A 17116-nucleotide genomic window follows, 5' to 3' on the forward strand; every position below is an offset into this window, starting at 1 on the left:
GCGAACGAAGTGGGCGAGGCGGCGCGTCATGCCTTCAGCGCCCCGCCGCGGCCGTGGCCAATGCCGCCAGGGTGTCGTCCACGCGCGGCAGTTCCACCGATTTCATCTGGCCCTGCACTTGCTGCAGCAGGCTGGCGGCAGCCTGGGTCTTGCGCGAAGCAGGGTCGAAGTACTTGTTGAGCGCCGCAGCGGCCGCTGCCAGGTCGGCGCGCGACGACTCCAGCTGCCGCGCCAGCAGGCCGAGCCGCGCATTGAGCAGCTTGAGCTTGAGGTTCTCGCGCAGGAAGAAGGATTGTTCGGGCGACAGCAGCACCGCTTCGGGTTGCTCGATGCGGCTCACGCGCACCAGGCCACGGGCCTCCTCGTGCACCAGGGCCAGGGCACGCCGCCACCATTCGGCCAGCAAGGTGGCTGGCGGCGGCTTGGCGTCTGCGGGCGCGCTGGCCGGGCGCTGGGAGCTCACCGCCCGGGCCGAAGCCACAGCGTTGAGCAGAGGCAGCTCGTCCACCTGCCGCACCAGTTCGTCGAGCTTGACCAGCAGGCCCGGCGTATCGGTCACGCTGGCGGCCTTGATTCGGTCGATGTCGCGCGCCAGGGCGCGCTGCACCGGCGTCAGGCGCGGCTGGGCGGCGCGCGCCACGCGCTGGTCGGCCGTCTTGAGCGCGGCCAGCAGCGGCTCCACGCTGCCGGTGAGCTGGGCCTGCTGCTGGGCCAGGCGCAGGCTCGACTCGATGTCGACCACCAGGTTTTCGTCGCGCGAGCGTGACAGGCTTTGCATCAGGTCTTCGAGCTGGGTGCGCTGCAGGCTGACCTCGCTCAGGCGCGTGTCGGTCACGGCCTGGCGAGCCGCGGTGTCGCGCGCCAGGTCCTGCGCCTGCCGGGCCAGGGTGCGGGCCTCCACAGCCTGGGCGCCCGAGTCGGCGCTGCGGCGCGCCAGCTCTTCCTGGATGTGGCCCAGTTTCTGCCACAGCAGGCCGCCGACCAGCAGGGCCAGGGCTGCGAGCACCACGACGGCATAGGCCAGCAGGCGCGGCACCGCCACGAAACCTGCGGGCGGGCCGGCAGAGACCGAAGCGGGAGCCGCCTGCGCCTGGGCGGCAGGCTCGATGACTGACTCGGTGACAGGCTCGGAACTCATTGCATCGATTCTATCGAGGCCACCACCTCGTCCAGCGTCGGACGTGACTCGCAAACAACACCGAAGCCCGCATCGCGCGCGGCCTGCGCGATACGCGGATGGGTGGCCAGCGCACGCACGCGCTCCCAGGATTGCGCGGGCAGCCCCTGCCGGAGATGGCCGATCGCCTCGGAGCTGCTGAACAGCCAGACCGAGCCGTCGCCCGCCGCCTCGCGCGCGGCGGCCTGCAGCGCGGCATCGAACCGCGGCGCGCGGCGTTCGTAGGCGGCCACGAAGTCGGCCGTGGCGCCCGCGGCCGCCAGTTGGCTGGCCAGCCAGTCACGGCCCACGCTGCGGCCGCTGCCATCGCTGCCGCGCACGATCAGCACCGGGTCGCCCGGCCGCACGCGCGGGCCGACGGCCTGCCACAGTGCCTCGGAGTCGAACTGGCCGGCGCCGGACCCGGGCTGATCGATCAGGGCTTCGGCCACGCCCGCTTCGCGCAAGGCCTGCGCGGTGCCGGGGCCGGGCGCCCACGCTCTTGTTTTGATAGCAGAAGATGACCAGGGGACGAGGACATCCGGTGGTTTTGATGCAAAAAAGTGGGTCACGGCATTGCCGCTGACGAACATGACGGCCGCATAGCCGCCAAGCTGCCGCCAAGCCGCCTGCAACGGCTGCAGATCGGCCACCGGGGCGATGGCGATCAGCGGCAGCGCCAGCGCATCAAGGCCGCGCGCGGCCAGCTCATGCACCCACTGCTGCGCCTCGCGCTCGGGGCGGGTGACGACGACACGCATGGGCCCGGGCCCGCTCAGCGCGCGCCGCCGGCCCGCAGCCGGGCGGCCACGTCCTCGCCCAGCGCGGCAGCGGCGGCCAGATCGGCCACGGCAGCGGCGGAGCGCACCCGCACCAGGGCGCCGCCGCCTTCGGGGTCGCCCCACGCGGCCTGCAGTTGCAGGTATTCGCCGCCGAAGGTGGCGAAAGCCGCCAGCGGCATCGAGCAGCTGCCGCCCATGGCGCGGCTGACCGCGCGCTCGGCGGCCACGGCCAGCCAGGTGGACTGGTGCGCCAGCGGCGCCAACGCGTCGAGCAGGTCGCGGCGGTCCGCCCGCACCTCGATGCCCAGGGCGCCTTGCCCCGCGGCGGGCAGCATCTGGTCGGGCTCGAAGGCATTGCGGATGCGCGGCTCCAGGCCCAGGCGCTTGAGCCCGGCCGCCGCCAGCACGATGGCGTCGTACTGCCCTTCGTCGAGCTTGCGCAGCCGGGTGTCGAGGTTGCCGCGCAGCGGCTCGATCTTCAGGTCCGGGCGCAGCGCGCGCAGCAGCACCACGCGGCGCAGGCTCGAGGTGCCCACCACCGCGCCGGCCGGCAGCTGGGCCAGCGCGGCGTAGCGGTTGGAGACGAAGGCATCGCGCGGGTCCTCGCGCTCCATCACGCAGGCCAGGCTGAAACCTTCGGGCAGGTCCATCGGCACGTCCTTGAGCGAGTGCACGGCGATGTCGGCCCGGCCCTCTTCCAATGCCACTTCGAGTTCCTTGACGAACAGGCCCTTGCCGCCGACCTTGCTCAGCGAGCGGTCCAGGATCTGGTCGCCGCGGGTCGTCATGCCCAGCAGCGAGACGCTGTGGCCGCGCTGCTCCAGCAGCGTCTTGACATGTTCGGCCTGCCACAAGGCGAGGCGGCTTTCGCGGGTGGCGATGGTCAACTTGCTCAAACTCGTAACCTGTTTGTAAACCTTGGGGAAAAGTCGATGCTAGCATGCGGGCTGCCGAAAAATTAAGCAGCCCGAGGAAGCCCATACCGTGGAAAAGCCCAGCACCAGCACGCCGTCGCGACGCGCCAAGGACAACGAACGCCCCCTGGTCGAGGACATCCGCCTGCTCGGCCGCATCCTGGGCGACGTGATCCGCGAGCAGGAAGGCGTGGACGCCTACGAGCTGGTGGAGCAGATCCGCAAGCTCTCCGTCGCGTTCCGCCGCGATGCCGACCAGGAGGCCGACCGCGCGCTCAAGAAACTGCTCAAGGGCCTGTCGGGTGACCAGACGGTGAGCGTGATCCGCGCCTTCACCTACTTCAGCCACCTGGCCAACCTGGCCGAGGACCGGCACCACATCCGCCGCCGCGCCATCCACGAGCGCGCGGGCGACACCCAGGAAGGCAGCATCGAGGTGGCGCTGTCGCGCCTGCGCTGGGCCGGCATCACGCCCAAGACGATCGCGCGCACGCTGGAGCAGAGCTACGTATCGCCAGTGCTCACCGCGCACCCGACCGAGGTGCAGCGCAAGAGCATCCTCGACGCCGAGCGCGACATCGCCCAGCTGCTGACGGCGCGCGACGAGATCAAGGCCCATGCGCTGCCCAAGGACGCGCTGGCGCCGCGCGAGCTGGCCGCCAACGAGGCGCAGATCCGCGCCCGCGTGATGCAGCTGTGGCAAACCCGGCTGCTGCGCTTTTCCAAGCTCACCGTGGCCGACGAGATCGAGAACGCGCTGAGCTACTACGAGGCCACCTTCCTGCGCGAGATCCCCAAGCTCTATGCCGACCTGGAGCGCGAGCTGGGCCACCATCCGGTGCACAGCTTCCTGCGCATGGGCCAGTGGATCGGCGGCGACCGCGACGGCAACCCCAACGTGAGCGCACAGACGCTCGAGTACGCGCTCGGCCGCCAGGCCGACGTGGCGCTGCGCTACTACCTGACCGAGGTGCACTACCTGGGCGGCGAGCTCTCGCTGTCGGCCCGGCTGGTGGGCGTCACGCCCGAGATGCAGGCCTTGGCACTGCGCTCGCCCGACACCAGCGAGCACCGCCAGGACGAGCCCTACCGGCGCGCGCTCACCGGCGTCTACGCGCGCCTGGCCGCCACGCTCAAGAACCTGACCGGCGGCGACGCCGCGCGCCACGCCGTGGCGCCGCAGAACCCCTACGCCTCGGCCGGCGAGTTCCAGGCCGATCTGCGCACCATCGAGGACTCGCTGCTGGCGCACCATGGCGCCGCCATCGTCGCGCAACGCCTGCACCCGCTGCTGCGCGCGGTGGAAGTGTTCGGCTTCCACCTGGCCACGGTGGACCTGCGCCAGAGCTCCGACCAGCACGAGGTCGTGGTGGCCGAGCTGCTGGCCGCGGCCCGCATCGAGCCCAACTACGGCCAGCTGCAGGAAGCTGCCCGGCAGGCGCTGCTGGTCAAGCTGCTCAACGATGCCCGGCCGCTGCGCGTGGTGGGCGCCACCTATTCGGCGCTGGCGCAGGGCGAGATCGCGATCTTCGAGACCGCGAAGCGGCTGCGCGAGCGCTTTGGCGCGCAGGCCATCCGCCACTACATCATCAGCCACACCGAGACCGTGAGCGATCTGCTCGAGGTGCTGCTGCTGCAAAAAGAGGTGGGCCTGATGCACGGCACATTGGATGCGCCCGAGGCCACCCATGACCTGATCGTGGTGCCGCTGTTCGAGACCATCGAGGACCTGCGCAACGCCGCGCCCATCATGCGCGGCTTCTACGCCCTGCCCGGCGTGGCGCGGCTGGTGCAGCGCAGCGGCGCCGAGCAGGACATCATGCTCGGCTACAGCGACAGCAACAAGGACGGCGGCATCTTCACCAGCAACTGGGAGCTGTACCGCGCCGAGATCGCGCTGGTGGAGCTGTTCGACGAGCTCGCCAATTCGCACAACATCCAGCTGCGCATGTTCCACGGCCGCGGCGGCACCGTGGGCCGCGGCGGCGGCCCAAGCTACCAGGCCATCCTGGCGCAACCGCCCGGCACGGTGCGCGGCCAGATCCGCCTGACCGAGCAGGGCGAGGTGATCGGCTCCAAGTACGCCAACCCCGAGATCGGCCGGCGCAACCTGGAGACGCTGGTGGCCGCCACGCTGGAGGCCACGCTGCTGCAGCCGACCAAGCCCGCCACCAAGGCCTTCCTGGAAGCGGCGGCCCAGCTCTCGCAGGCCAGCATGGCGGCCTACCGCGCCCTGGTGTACGAGACGCCGGGCTTCAGCGACTATTTCTTCGGCTCCACGCCGATCCGCGAGATCGCCGAACTCAACATCGGCTCGCGCCCGGCCTCGCGCAAGGCCACGCAGAAGATCGAGGACCTGCGCGCCATCCCCTGGGGCTTCAGCTGGGGCCAGTGCCGCCTCACGCTGCCCGGCTGGTACGGCTTTGGCTCGGCAGTGGACGCTTTTTTGAACCAGAACGGCCCGCAGTCCAGGAAGGACGGTCTTTCCCTGCTACAAAAAATGTACCGCCAGTGGCCGTTCTTCCGCACGCTGCTGAGCAACATGGACATGGTGCTGGCCAAGAGCGACCTCGCGCTGGCCTCGCGCTATGCCGAGCTGGTGGGCGATGCGCGCCTGCGCAAGAAGGTCTTCACGGCCATCGAGGCCGAGTGGCACCGCACGGCCGATGCGCTGACGCTGATCACCGGCGACAAGCAGCGCCTGGCCCACAACAGCGCGCTGGCCCGCTCCATCCGCCACCGCTTTCCCTACATCGACCCGCTGCACCATCTGCAGGTGGAGCTGGTGCGCCGCTATCGCGGCGGACAAGGCGACGAGCGCGTGCAGACCGGGATCCACATCTCCATCAACGGCATCGCGGCGGGCTTGCGCAACACCGGCTGAGGCCGGGCACCGCCGGATTCAGGCCGGCGCGGCGGCGGCCACGCGGCGGTAGCGTTCGGGGTCGAACCGCAGGCCCACGCCGCGCAGCACCAGCCGGGTCACTTCCAGGCGCACCTTCTCGCGATCGATGGGCGCGTCATCGGGGCAGCGCGTGAAGTAACGCACCTGCACCTCGTAGTCGGCATAGTGCTGGGTCAGCGCCCAGATGTGGAACAGAAAGAAGAACGGGTCGATCGGGTCGATCCGGCCCTTGTGAACCCAGTTTTCGATGACCTTCACCGCGCTGTCCACCAGCGGCGTGCCCTCCTGCCAGATCTGGCGGATCACCGGCCCGCCGCGCATCACCTCGTTGCTGAACAGGCGCGAGATCTGGGGATAGTCGAAGGTGAAGTCCAGCTTGCGCCGGATCAGGCGCGTGATGGCGTCGCCCGGATCCACCCCTTCGTCCTCCTCGGCCAGCCCGATGTGGCCCCAGTGGCGCAGGGTCTTGCGCAGGATGGATTCGTAGAGCACTTCCTTGCTCTCGATGTAGTAGTGCAGCTGCTGCTTGGACATGCCCGCGCGCTCGGCAATGGCCTGGGTGGACGTGCCCTTCAGCCCGTGCTGGGAGAACTCGGCCAGCGCCGCGACGTAGATGACATCCATCATCTCCGCGCGCTTCTTCGCCAATGCACTGGCTCTCTGGTCTGACATGGCTACCCTCACCCTCCGTATGCTGCTTGCACTGAAACCCGGCGTCCGCGCCCGCCTGGGCGGCCGACGCGGCTGCGCGCCACTTTACACGCCTGCGCCGGTTCGCGGCCTTACTTCTTTACCAGCCTGGCGCGCACGTCCAGGCCCACGCCCTTGTTCACGAAGCGGTCCGTGGCCAGCGTCTTCATGTCCACGTCGCCGGGCTTGAACACGCCAGCTTTCACCATGTCATCGACATAGCGGTTGAGCCGCACGAGGTTCAGCGCGCCGATGCCCTTGGTCAGCGCATCGCCGGCGTCGATCATGCCCAGCTCCTGCAGTTTGGCGACTTCCTGGTCGAGCTTGTCGTCGGTCATCTCGGGGTTGTCGCGCCGGATCAGCGCGTAGGCGCCCTTTCGGTCGCCGTAGAGGTAGTTGTACCAGCCGATGGCCGAGGCGTCGATGAACTTCTGGATCAGCTCGGGGTTCTTCTCCACCATGTCGCGGCGGGCCTCGATCAGGTTGGCGTAGGCCTCCCAGCCGTTGTCGGCCAGCAGGAACACGTCGGTCTTCACGCCGTCCTTGGCCAGATACAGCGGCTCGGCGGTGGCGTAGGCCTGCTGCACCGATTTCTTGTCGGCCAGGAACGGCGCCATCGCGTAGTTGTAGGGCCGGTACTGCTCGTCCGAGAAGCCGTGGCGCGCCTTCATCCATTGCCAGAAGCTGAACTGGCTGGCCTTGGCCACGTACATGGTCTTGGCGTTGCGCAGGTCAGCAAAGTTCTTGTACTCGCCGGCATGCGCCATCAGCGCCGTCGGGTCCTTCTGCATGAAGGCGCCCACCAGGATGGTCGGCTGCTTGCTCTTGTTGGCATCCATCATGCCGATGGTGCCGATCGGGATCATCAGGTCGATCTTGCCCGTCAGCATCAGCGGCCGCGGGTTGGCCTGGGGGCCGCCCTGCATGATTTCCACGTCGAGGCCATAGCGCTTGTAGGTGCCGTCGGCCACCGCCTGGTAGAAGCCGCCATGGCTGCCCTGCGCCTTCCAGTTGGTGGCAAACACCACCTTCTGCTGGGCCTGCGCCATGCCGCCGGCCAGCAGCGCTGCGGCGGCCAGGCAGCCCAGCCCCGTGTTCCTCAGATGTCTCCAGATCATCGATGTCTCCTTGGGTTGGTAACGCAGTGCCGCACCGGCATCTGTCGTCTAGGGCCCGTTCGCACGATTGTTGCCAGTGCGAACGAGATGAAACGGCGCCCCTCCAGGCGCATCACACGGTGGCCAGCGTCTTGCCCGGGTTCATCAGGCCCAGGGGATCGACCTGGCGCTTGAACGCCACCTGGTCGGCGCTCATTTCCTTGCGGCCGCTTTTCTCCAGGATGTAGACATGCGGATTCATGACGGTGCAGCCGTCGCGCTCCAGCTCGCCCATGATCTCGTCCAGCCGCTCAGCATCGAGGTAGCGCACCAGCGGCAGGCCCGACAGCCGCGGCGCGCCCGCGAAGCGCGAGAACTCGTGGTGCATCAGCATCTCGTCGCCATAGCGCTCCATCTGGGCCTCGATCAGGCCGGCGTCGAACGGCGCCGGCACCACCATCTGCAGGTAGGTCCAGCCGCGGTCGGTCTTGAGCGCCTGCAGCGTGGTGTGGTTGTAGGCGCATTCGTGCACCGGCGGCAGCCCGGCGGCGGCCATCTCCGCCTCGGTCTTGCACAGCCCGCGCCGCCCACCCAGCGATGCAGCCAGCTCGAAGAACTTCTGCTCGTCGCGCGGGTTCACCAGCGCGAACATCGCATCGGCCGAACCGTCGAAGTGCGCAGACAGTTCGCTGTAGTACGGCGCGAAGCGCCTGTCCACGCCGCTGAGCAGGAACACGTCGATCTCGGAAGCCAGCACGGCCGCGCCGAAGCGCACCACGTCGCCATAGCGCGGGAACAGCGCGATGCAGTGCAGCCATGGCTCGGCCGGCACCAGGCCCAGCTCCAGCTCCGTGATGATGCCGTTGGTGCCCCAGGCGTGGTGCACCTTCTCGATGTCGGCGCCCGACAGGGTCAGCATGCGCGGCGACGCCTCGATCGTGGCCACCCGGATGGACCGGATCGTGCCCGACTCCTTGAGGATGCCGTGGCGCACCGAGCCGATGCCGGCCGAGCCGCCCGCGATGAAGCCGCCCACCGTGGCGATGCGCATCGTCGACGGGTAGATCATGAGCTGCTGGCCGGTCTCGCGCGCGGCGTCCAGTACCGCTTCCACGCGCGCACCAGCCTGGGCGCGCACCTGCCCCGGCGCCACCTCCAGCACACGGTTCATGCGTGTCATGTCCAGCACGATGCCGCCCTGCAGCGGCACGGCCTGGCCGTAGTTGCCCGTGCCGCCGCCGCGCACCGTCAGCGGCAGGCGGTGGCGCGCGGCCGCCGCGGCCACACGCAGCACCTGCGCCTCGCTGTCGGGCTGCACCACGATCTCGGCGCGGCAGTCCTTCAGCTGCTCGTCAAGCACCGGGCTGTACCAGTAGAAGTCGCGGGCCTTGAGGCGCAGGTCCTTGGCGTCGGTCAGGCAGGCGATGCCCTCGATGTCGCGTTGGAAAGCCGCCAGCGCCTGCGGGTGGACGGCGGTTCCAGCCGCCTGGGTGTCGTCAGTGTTCACGCTTGAGCTCGCTTTCATGCCAGTGGCCCAGCACCTTGCGCGACAGCCAGCTGCAAGCCAGGAAGATCACGATGCCGCACAGCGACACCAGCAGCAGCGCCGCGAACATGCGGGGAATTTCATTGCGGAAGCTCGCCTCCAGGATGCGCGAGGCCAGGCCGGTCTCCTTGCCGGCCGCGCCGGCCACGAACTCGGCCACCACCGCGCCGATCAGCGCCAGGCCGCCGGCCACCTTGAGCCCCGCCATGAAGTACGGCAGCGCCGAGGGCACGAGCAGGTAGCGAAAGCGCTGCCAGGGCGTGGCGCGGTACAGCGTGTAGAGGTCGCGCAGGTTGTGGTCGGCGCTGCGCAGGCCGATCACGGTGTTGGACAGGATCGGGAAGAACGCCACGATCCAGGCGCAGATCAGCAGCGCGGCCAGGGTGCTGTCCACGTAGATCATGATCAGCGGCGCGATCGCGATGATGGGCGTGACCTGCAGGACCACCGCGTACGGGAACAGGCTGATCTCCACGATGCGCGACAGCGCGAACAGCGTGCCGATGGCCACGCCACCCACCACGGCCAGCCCCAGCGCCATCAGCGTGAGCTTGGCCGTGAAGACCAGCGAACCCAGCAGAGAGGGAAAGCTCTCCCACAGCGTCTGCAGCACCAGGATCGGGCCCGGCAGGATGTACGGCGGCATCTTGTTGACGCGCACCACCAGCTCCCAGGCCACCAGCAGCGCCACCAGCACCAGCAGCGGCGCGATCACGCGCTGCCGGCGTTCGCTGCGCTCGCGCCGCAGCTGCGCGTCGTTGAGCGTGGGCAGGTCGTCGGGGGTTTCAGTGGTCGACATCGTTTTCTCCGAGCGTGCTGCGCAGGGCCTGGGACACGCGCACGCTGTACTCCGTGTACAGGGGCGAGGTGCGGAACGCCTCGGTCCGCGGATAGGGGGCGTCGATCCGGATGTCATCGACCACGCGGCCGGGCCGGGCCGCCATCACCACGATGCGGCTGGACAGGTACACCGACTCCCAGACGTTGTGCGTGACGAACATGACGGTGAGCTTGCGCTCCTGCCACAGCCGCAGCACGTCGTCGTTGAGCTTGGCGCGCGTCATCTCGTCGAGCGCGGCAAACGGCTCGTCCATCAGCAGCAGCTTGGGGTGCGTGACCATGGCGCGCGCGATCGACACGCGCATCTTCATGCCGCCCGACAGCTCGCGCGGGTACACGTCGGCAAACTTCGACAGCCCCACCAGGGCCAGCGCATCCTTCACGGCGGGCGTGGCCGCCGCGCGGTCGACGCCTGACAGCTTGAGCGGCAGATAGACGTTCTCGAACACCGTGGTCCAGGGCATCAGCGTGGGCTCCTGGAACACGAAGCTGATGTCCTGGCGCGCGGTGTCGCTGCCACCGTCGCGGTCCGGCCAACGGATCTCGCCGGACGACAGCGACAGCAGGCCCGCGATCATGCGCAGCGCCGTGCTCTTGCCGCAGCCCGAAGGGCCCAGCAGACTCACGAACTCGCCCTCGCCGACGTCGAGCGACATGTCGCGCAGCGCGACGGTGCCGTTGGAATAGCGCTTGTTGACATGGGCCAGCCGCACCAGCGGGTGCTGCCGGGCCGCGGATTCGGCGTGGGGCGCGGGCGTCATCGGGCGCGGCCTTTCAGGCAAACACCGGCTGCTGCGCCAGCCATTGCGGCGAGGTCTGGTGCACGTCGCGCAGCATCTCGATGAAATGCGTGGCGATGTGGTCGATCACGCGGTCGCCCTTCTCGGCGGTGGCGATGCTGGCATCGCCGCAGGCGCCATGGGGGTTCAGGTCCTGCACCTGCCAGCCGAGCTTGGCCCGCGCGTTGATGGAAAGATGGCGCGTGTCGCTCACCAGTTGTTCCGCGGAGGAGCGGAAGTTCTGCGCCTGCGCCATGTCCACCAGATCCGGTCGCAGGGCCAACAGCAGCGAGGTTTCCTTGTCGCCGGCATGGATGCCGTGCTGCGTCTCGGCGGCGCTGAACATGCCTGCGGGCGTGCCGAAGGAATAGGTGTTGGTGGCGATCACCATCATGTCGTGCTTCACGCGCAGGTCGCGCGCCACGATCTCGCCCACCATGCCCTGGCCGCCATGGCTGTTCAGGATGACGAGCTTGCGCACGCCGGCCGCCGCCACGCTGTCGCCGATCTCCATCCAGATACGGATCAGGGTCTCGATCGAGAATGTCAGCGTACCCGGGTAGCGGGAATGTTCGTTGCTCTTGCCGACGCGCTGCGTGGGCAGGAACAGCACCGGCAGGTCGTCGGGCAGGCGCCCGATGACACGGTCGATCACGCCTTCGACGATGGTGGTGTCCACCGACAGCGGCAGATGCGGGCCGTGCTGCTCGATGGCGGAAACCGGCAGCACCGCGATCAGGTTCTCACGGTCGAGCGCAGCGAATTCGCGGCAGGTGTATTCGGCCCATTGGCGCTTCATGGCGATGTCTCCTTCGTCCGGTGAACAGGTGTCTGATGAATGAAAATCACAGCAAATTTACTTATGGTCTGACCATTCGTAAAAATATATAGACAAGCCTCTGCGGCGACCAGTCCCCGTCGCCTGTTTTTGCTAGTGGATTACCCGGGGCCGCCCGGCAGGCGGGCCTCAGCCCGGCGCAGGCGCCTCGGCCCGATCCTGCACCATGCACAGCAAGGCATGGAGCGCTTCGAGCGAAGGCACGGCCACGCCATGCCGGCGCGCGGAGCGCACCACGTTGCCGATGATCGGATCGATCTCCAGGGCGCGCCCGTTCTCGTAGTCCAGCGCCATGCTGGTCTTGTAGGGCGTCATGGCGCGGGTGCTGCGGATGCTGCCCTCGATGACCTGCTCGTCCATCGGGTAGCCGTTGGCGGCCGCCACCCGGCACATCTCCTGCATCACCCGCCGCACGAAGGCTTCACCCTCGGGCGGCGCGAGGATGGCGCGCGTGTCCAGCGCGCCGCCGAGCACCGAGATCGGATTGAAAGCGATGTTCCACAGGCACTTGTGCCAGCGCGACGCGGCAATGTCGTCCTGGGTTTCGCAGCTCAGCCCTGCCGCCCGGAACAGCCCGGCCAGCCGCTCGGTGCGCGCCGTCACGCCCCGGGGGAAATTGCCCATCGCCAGCGCGCCTAGCGCATGGTGCTGGACCGTGCCGCGGCCGGTCCGGCTGACCGCCACATAGGCCAGCACACTGACCAGCTCGTTGTGCGGAAACGCATCGGCGAGTTCCTGCTCGACGCCGATGCCGTTGGCAATCAGCACGATCACGGTGTGCGGCCCGACCGCATCGCGGATCAGCGCCGCGCGGTCGAGCCCGCGCACCGTCTTCACGCACAGCAGCAGGTAGTCGGGAGGGACGGGGCAGTCGGCCGCGCTGCGCAGCACCTGTGCCGGACGGAAAACGAAGTCGCCCAGAGGGCTGCGGATGTCGTAGCCCACGGACTGCACGGCCTCGAAATCGGCCCGGCTCACCACCGAGACCTGCGCGCCCGCACGCGCCAGTTGCCCGCCGTAGAAGGCGCCGATGGCGCCCGCGCCCACCACGAGCACGCGCGGCGGCGCCTCTGCTGAATCCACCATCTTCAAACCTCCGTTCCACGCACGGGCCAGGGCACCGGCGCCAGGCTCTCAAGGGGATTTGGTTTTTACTGAAGGTTTGACCGACTGTCAATCATCATTTCTGCAAGCCGCATGCGCCGGACCGCCACCCGGCGCGCACCGGCCCAGGCCGCCTCACGGCGCAGGCGGCGGCGGGGGCGACTCGCGCACATAGGCCTCGCTGAGGCGCACCGGCCTGGCGGCCTTCTTGCGCATGCGGATGTTGAGCATCTCCACGCAGATCGAAAAGGCCATGGCGAAGTACACGTAGCCCTTGGGCACGTGGTGGTCGAAGCCCTCGGCGATCAGCACCACACCGACGACCACCAGGAACGACAGCGCCAGCATCTTGACCGTCGGGTGGTCCGACACGAAGCGGCCGATCGCGCCCGCGAACACCATCATCAGCCCGACCGAGGCCACCACCGCGGAAACCATCACCGCCAGTTCGTCCACCATGCCCACGGCCGTGATGATGGAGTCGAGCGAGAACACCATGTCCACGATCATGATCTGCACGATCACCGCCGCGAAGGTGGCCTGGACGGCGCCGGAAGCATGCCCCTCCTCGCCCTCGAGCGCCTGGTGGATCTCGCCGGTGCTCTTCCAGATCAGGAACAGGCCGCCGGCGATCAGCACCAGGTCGCGCCCCGAGATCTCCTGCCCGATCCACGGCATCGTGAACAGCGGCGCCGTCAGGCCAATGATCCAGGACAGCGCCAGCAGCAGCCCGATGCGCATGAACATGGCCATGAACAGCCCCAGGCGCCGGGCCAGGCCGCGCTGCGCGGCCGGCAGCTTGTCCACCAGGATCGAGATGAAGATGATGTTGTCGATGCCCAGCACCAGTTCCAGCGCGGTCAGCGTGGCGAAGGCGATCCAGGCTTGCGGGTCGGTCAGCAGTTCGATCATGGAGCGTCCGTGTCGGGTGATGGGGTGGGCGGCCGGGGTTCAGCGCGCGGCGATGGCCTCGCGCACCGCCGTGAGCTGGCGGCGCGATACCGCGAGCAGGTCGTCGATGCCGGCCAGCCGCACCGCCCAGCCTTCGCCCTCCTCGGGGTCGAAATGCTTCTCCAGCACCCGCACGGCGCGGCGCGCCACCAGAGCATTGCGGTGCACGCGCATGAAATGCGCGGCGTGGCGCTCTTCCAGCTCGCTCAGCGAGCCGTCGAGGATGTAGCTCTTGCCAGCCGTGCGCACGGTCACGTACTTGAGTTCGGCCTTCAGGTACAGCACGTCGCCCAGCGGCACGCGCTCGGTGCGGCCACGATCCTGGATGATCAGCATTTCCTGAGGAAAATCGGGCCGACGTCCTTGTCCCGCGGTCATTTGGCGCTCTACTTTTTGTAGCGCCGCCTGCAGCCGCTCCAGCCGCACGGGCTTGGTGAGGTAGTCCACCGCTTCCAGATCGAACGCCTGCACCGCATGCTCGGCATGGGCCGTGACGAACACCACGGCCGGCGGGCGCGGCAAGGTGCGCAGGGTCTGCGCCAGCGCCAGGCCGTCGGCACCGGGCATGCGGATGTCCAGCAGCGCCGCATCGAAGGCATCGCGGCGCAGCAGCTCGATGGCCTCGACCGCATTGGCAGCCTCGCCGCCCAGGCGGGCCGCGGGCGCGCCGCAGTCGCCCAGCAGCGTGCGCAGCCGCGCGCGCGCCAGCGCTTCGTCGTCGACGATCAGAACCCTGAGGCTCATGGCATCACCTCCGTGCACCGCACGGCGGTGCGAGCCCCCTTCGGAGCGGCCGGGCGGGAGCTCATGCCACCTCCCCCTCATGGATGGGTATTTCGATCCGCACTTGGTACACCCCCTCTTTCAGCGCTGTCCGGAACTGGCCCTGCACATCATGCAGCAGCCGCAGCCGGTCGCGCACGTTGTCCAGGGCCACGCCATGCCCGCGCTGCCCCTGGCCCGACGGCACGGTATTGGTCACCTTGACGACGACCAGGGCGCCGCGCCGCTGGGTCGAAACCGTCACCTCGGCCCCGCTGGCGCTGGGCTCCACACCGTGCTTCACCGCATTCTCCACCAGGGGCTGCAACAGCAGCGGCGGCAGCCGCGCCTCGCCGGCCTCGGGGTCGATCACCCAGTTGACCCGCAGCCGCTCGCCAAAGCGCACCTGCTCGATGGCGAGGTAGCGCTCGGCCAGCGTGATTTCCTCGGCCAGGGTGACCGACTCGCCCTGGTCCACCAGTGCGTGGCGGAACAGGTCGCTCAGATCTTCCAGCAGGGCCTCGGCCTTGGCCGGCTCGGCCCGCACCAGCGCGATGGCGCTGTTGAGGGTGTTGAACAGAAAGTGTGGCCGGATGCGCGCCTGCAATTCGCTCAGGCGCGCCGCGGTGGCGGCCGGCGCCCGGCCCTTGGCGCGCAGCACCAGCGCCGCCACCAGCATGGCCGACAGCAGCGCACCGGAGAAGGCGCTGGCCAGCCAGGGCGCCGACTCCACCACCCCCACCAGGGCCATCAGGGCGCAGCCGTACAGCCCGGCCAGCGCGCCCAGGCCGACGCCGGCCACATACTGCCCGACGCGCGGCAGGCCGGCCAGCCGCTGCTTCAGGCTGCAGGCCGCGATCAACCAGGCCAGCGTGGCCGGCAGCGCCCCCCCCGTCAGCAGCGACAGCCCGGCCAGCCAGCCCCAGAACGTGGCGGCGCCGTACATAGCGCCGACTCCGATCACGGCCTCCACGAACAGCACGGCCCGCAGGATGACGCCCACGTGGCAGGCGTCAAACACCAGCACGCGGGGGGGCGGTGGCGGCGACTCTGCCGGGAATTCCTGGAAGGTCGATAAAATTTGGGAGTCTTTCATCGGAAGTCGGATATCCACCCGATTATTGGTGATCCCTCCACGCGAACCAACACGCCGCCCCCGCAAACAGGTGCCGGCCCCCTCTTTTATGTCAAAAAACCAACTCGACAAGAAATCCGAAGCCTGGTCGGCCCTGTTCTCCGAGCCGATGAGCGAGTTGGTGAAGCGCTACACCGCCAGCGTGTTCTTCGACAAGCGGCTGTGGCAGGCCGACATCGCCGGCTCGCTGGCGCATGCCGACATGCTGGCCGCGCAGGGCATCATCGCCGCCGACGACCACGCCGCCATCGGCAAGGGCATGGCGCAGATCACCCAGGAGATCGAGTCCGGCGCCTTCGAGTGGAAGCTCGACCTGGAGGACGTGCACCTCAACATCGAGGCCCGCCTGACCCAGCTCGTGGGCGACGCCGGCAAGCGCCTGCACACCGGACGCAGCCGCAACGACCAGGTCGCCACCGACGTGCGCCTGTGGCTGCGCGACGAGATCGACCTGATCGGCGGCCTGCTCACCGACCTGCAGCAGGCGCTGGTGGACATCGCCGAGAAGAACATCGACGTGATCCTGCCCGGCTTCACCCACCTGCAGGTGGCGCAGCCGGTGAGCTTTGGCCACCACATGCTGGCCTACGTGGAAATGTTCAGCCGCGACGCCGAACGCATGCTGGACGTGCGCCGCCGCGTCAACCGCCTGCCTCTGGGCGCTGCCGCGCTGGCCGGCACCAGCTACCCGCTGGACCGCGAGCGCGTGGCCCGCACCCTGGGCATGGACGGCGTCTGCCAGAACAGCCTGGACGCCGTGAGCGACCGCGACTTCGCGATCGAATTCACGGCAGCCGCCTCGCTGGCCATGGTGCACATCAGCCGCTTCAGCGAGGAGCTGGTGCTGTGGATGAGCCAGAGCTTTGGCTTCATCGACATCGCCGACCGCTTCTGCACCGGCAGCTCGATCATGCCGCAGAAGAAGAACCCCGACGTGCCCGAGCTGGCACGCGGCAAGACCGGCCGCGTGGTCGGCCACCTGATGGGCCTGATCACGCTGATGAAGGGCCAGCCGCTGGCCTACAACAAGGACAACCAGGAAGACAAGGAGCCGCTGTTCGACACGGTAGACACCCTGAAGGACACGCTGCGCATCTTTGCCGAGATGGTGGGCGGCATCACCGTCAAGCCGGAAGCCATGGAGCGCGCCGCGCTCAAGGGCTACGCCACGGCCACCGACCTGGCGGACTACATGGTGAAGAAGGGCCTGCCCTTCCGCGATGCGCACGAGGTCGTGGCGCATGCGGTGAAGACAGCCATCTCGCACGGCGTGGACCTGTCCGAACTGCCGCTCGCCGTGCTGCAGCAGTTCAACCCGAAGATCGAGAAAGACGTCTACAACGTGCTGAGCCTGCGCGGCTCGCTCGACGCGCGCAACGTCCTGGGTGGCACCGCACCCGCCCAGGTGCGCGCGCAGGTGGCACGGCATCGGGCGCGGCTGGGCTGAGCTTCCCTTCTTGCAGGTTTTCTCCGGTGGGGCGCCCGCTGCTGCGGCGCAGCGGGCGCGTTGCGGGGGCGAGGCTTCACGCAACCGCCTGTGCGCCCCCACGCCCGTCTCGCGGTCAAGGGCTTGGGCGGGGCATGCGGCCCGATCAGAGCTGCAGGCTCGAAGCGCGG

Annotated in this window: 15 protein-coding genes; 2 read left to right on the top strand and 13 right to left on the bottom strand. The window is 68.7% G+C overall.

Annotated features, from left to right (window positions below; translation table 11 throughout):
* Positions 1-34: 34 nt before the first annotated feature.
* Genes MMF98_RS14070 through hemC form a run of 3 tightly spaced genes read right to left on the bottom strand, consistent with a single transcriptional unit; the run spans position 35 to position 2834 of the window.
* A complete protein-coding gene (locus tag MMF98_RS14070) occupies positions 35-1138 on the bottom strand; it encodes a uroporphyrinogen-III C-methyltransferase (RefSeq protein WP_243306951.1) in 1104 nt (367 codons plus the stop codon).
* Positions 1135-1917: a uroporphyrinogen-III synthase gene (locus MMF98_RS14075; RefSeq protein WP_243306952.1), complete on the bottom strand. Its 783-nt coding sequence runs from the start codon at positions 1915-1917 to the stop codon at positions 1135-1137. The genes MMF98_RS14070 and MMF98_RS14075 overlap by 4 nt, the downstream gene beginning before the upstream one ends.
* Before the next feature lie 14 nt (positions 1918-1931).
* Positions 1932-2834 carry a hydroxymethylbilane synthase gene (gene hemC / locus MMF98_RS14080; protein WP_243306953.1) on the bottom strand — a complete coding sequence of 301 codons (903 nt, stop codon included), beginning with the start codon at positions 2832-2834 and terminating at the stop codon, positions 1932-1934.
* A gap of 88 nt (positions 2835-2922) precedes the next feature.
* On the opposite strand from hemC, the gene ppc reads away from it, so the two are divergent.
* Positions 2923-5736: a phosphoenolpyruvate carboxylase gene (ppc, locus tag MMF98_RS14085; protein WP_243306954.1), complete on the top strand. Its 2814-nt coding sequence runs from the start codon at positions 2923-2925 to the stop codon at positions 5734-5736.
* Positions 5737-5754: 18 nt separating this feature from the next.
* On the opposite strand, the gene MMF98_RS14090 is transcribed toward ppc, so the two are convergent.
* The 10 genes from MMF98_RS14090 to MMF98_RS14135 all read right to left on the bottom strand — a co-directional run bounded on the left by MMF98_RS14090 (position 5755) and on the right by MMF98_RS14135 (position 15460).
* The gene (locus MMF98_RS14090) at positions 5755-6429 is read right to left on the bottom strand and encodes a TetR family transcriptional regulator C-terminal domain-containing protein (RefSeq protein WP_243306955.1); all 675 of its coding nucleotides are present in this window, start codon (positions 6427-6429) and stop codon (positions 5755-5757) included.
* A 110-nt stretch (positions 6430-6539) separates the two neighbouring features.
* Positions 6540-7565, bottom strand: coding sequence for an ABC transporter substrate-binding protein (locus MMF98_RS14095; protein ID WP_243306956.1), 1026 nt, complete (start codon positions 7563-7565; stop codon positions 6540-6542).
* A 112-nt stretch (positions 7566-7677) separates the two neighbouring features.
* Positions 7678-9051: an FAD-binding oxidoreductase gene (locus tag MMF98_RS14100; RefSeq protein WP_243306957.1), complete on the bottom strand. Its 1374-nt coding sequence runs from the start codon at positions 9049-9051 to the stop codon at positions 7678-7680.
* Positions 9041-9889: an ABC transporter permease gene (locus MMF98_RS14105; RefSeq protein ID WP_243306959.1), complete on the bottom strand. Its 849-nt coding sequence runs from the start codon at positions 9887-9889 to the stop codon at positions 9041-9043. The genes MMF98_RS14100 and MMF98_RS14105 overlap by 11 nt, the downstream gene beginning before the upstream one ends.
* On the bottom strand, positions 9876-10691 hold the full coding sequence (locus tag MMF98_RS14110; protein ID WP_243306960.1) for an ABC transporter ATP-binding protein: 816 nt from the start codon (positions 10689-10691) through the stop codon (positions 9876-9878). Before MMF98_RS14110 ends, MMF98_RS14105 begins: the two co-directional genes overlap by 14 nt.
* Before the next feature lie 13 nt (positions 10692-10704).
* On the bottom strand, positions 10705-11508 hold the full coding sequence (locus MMF98_RS14115) for a creatininase family protein (RefSeq protein WP_243306961.1): 804 nt from the start codon (positions 11506-11508) through the stop codon (positions 10705-10707).
* Between the two features lie 168 nt (positions 11509-11676).
* The gene (locus MMF98_RS14120; protein WP_243306962.1) at positions 11677-12633 is read right to left on the bottom strand and encodes a ketopantoate reductase family protein; all 957 of its coding nucleotides are present in this window, start codon (positions 12631-12633) and stop codon (positions 11677-11679) included.
* Between the two features lie 153 nt (positions 12634-12786).
* A complete protein-coding gene (locus MMF98_RS14125; RefSeq protein ID WP_243306963.1) occupies positions 12787-13563 on the bottom strand; it encodes a TerC family protein in 777 nt (258 codons plus the stop codon).
* Between the two features lie 39 nt (positions 13564-13602).
* Positions 13603-14346 (bottom strand): LytR/AlgR family response regulator transcription factor, encoded by a 744-nt coding sequence (locus tag MMF98_RS14130; protein ID WP_243306964.1) that lies wholly within the window; start codon positions 14344-14346, stop codon positions 13603-13605.
* 61 nt (positions 14347-14407) lie between these two features.
* Complete coding sequence (locus MMF98_RS14135) at positions 14408-15460, bottom strand: histidine kinase (RefSeq protein WP_243306965.1); 1053 nt, start codon at positions 15458-15460, stop codon at positions 14408-14410.
* A gap of 88 nt (positions 15461-15548) precedes the next feature.
* Here MMF98_RS14135 and argH point away from each other — a divergent pair, with 88 nt between their 5' ends.
* On the top strand, positions 15549-16946 hold the full coding sequence (gene argH / locus MMF98_RS14140) for an argininosuccinate lyase (protein ID WP_243306966.1): 1398 nt from the start codon (positions 15549-15551) through the stop codon (positions 16944-16946).
* Positions 16947-17116 lie beyond the last annotated feature (170 nt).

Source organism: Variovorax terrae (genome assembly GCF_022809125.1).
In the GTDB taxonomy this organism is placed as follows: Bacteria; Pseudomonadota; Gammaproteobacteria; order Burkholderiales; family Burkholderiaceae_C; genus Variovorax_A; species Variovorax_A terrae.

What these genes read in the sequence shown, in the direction of transcription:
- MMF98_RS14070 (WP_243306951.1), bottom strand. Translation starts at nt 1,138, where the DNA reads ATGAGTTCCGAGCCTGTCACCGAGTCAGTCATCGAGCCTGCCGCCCAG.
- MMF98_RS14075 (WP_243306952.1), bottom strand. Translation starts at nt 1,917, where the DNA reads ATGCGTGTCGTCGTCACCCGCCCCGAGCGCGAGGCGCAGCAGTGGGTG.
- MMF98_RS14090 (WP_243306955.1), bottom strand. Translation starts at nt 6,429, where the DNA reads ATGTCAGACCAGAGAGCCAGTGCATTGGCGAAGAAGCGCGCGGAGATG.
- MMF98_RS14095 (WP_243306956.1), bottom strand. Translation starts at nt 7,565, where the DNA reads ATGATCTGGAGACATCTGAGGAACACGGGGCTGGGCTGCCTGGCCGCC.
- MMF98_RS14105 (WP_243306959.1), bottom strand. Translation starts at nt 9,889, where the DNA reads ATGTCGACCACTGAAACCCCCGACGACCTGCCCACGCTCAACGACGCG.
- MMF98_RS14110 (WP_243306960.1), bottom strand. Translation starts at nt 10,691, where the DNA reads ATGACGCCCGCGCCCCACGCCGAATCCGCGGCCCGGCAGCACCCGCTG.
- MMF98_RS14115 (WP_243306961.1), bottom strand. Translation starts at nt 11,508, where the DNA reads ATGAAGCGCCAATGGGCCGAATACACCTGCCGCGAATTCGCTGCGCTC.
- MMF98_RS14120 (WP_243306962.1), bottom strand. Translation starts at nt 12,633, where the DNA reads ATGGTGGATTCAGCAGAGGCGCCGCCGCGCGTGCTCGTGGTGGGCGCG.
- MMF98_RS14125 (WP_243306963.1), bottom strand. Translation starts at nt 13,563, where the DNA reads ATGATCGAACTGCTGACCGACCCGCAAGCCTGGATCGCCTTCGCCACG.
- MMF98_RS14130 (WP_243306964.1), bottom strand. Translation starts at nt 14,346, where the DNA reads ATGAGCCTCAGGGTTCTGATCGTCGACGACGAAGCGCTGGCGCGCGCG.
- MMF98_RS14135 (WP_243306965.1), bottom strand. Translation starts at nt 15,460, where the DNA reads ATGAAAGACTCCCAAATTTTATCGACCTTCCAGGAATTCCCGGCAGAG.
- argH (WP_243306966.1), top strand. Translation starts at nt 15,549, where the DNA reads ATGTCAAAAAACCAACTCGACAAGAAATCCGAAGCCTGGTCGGCCCTG.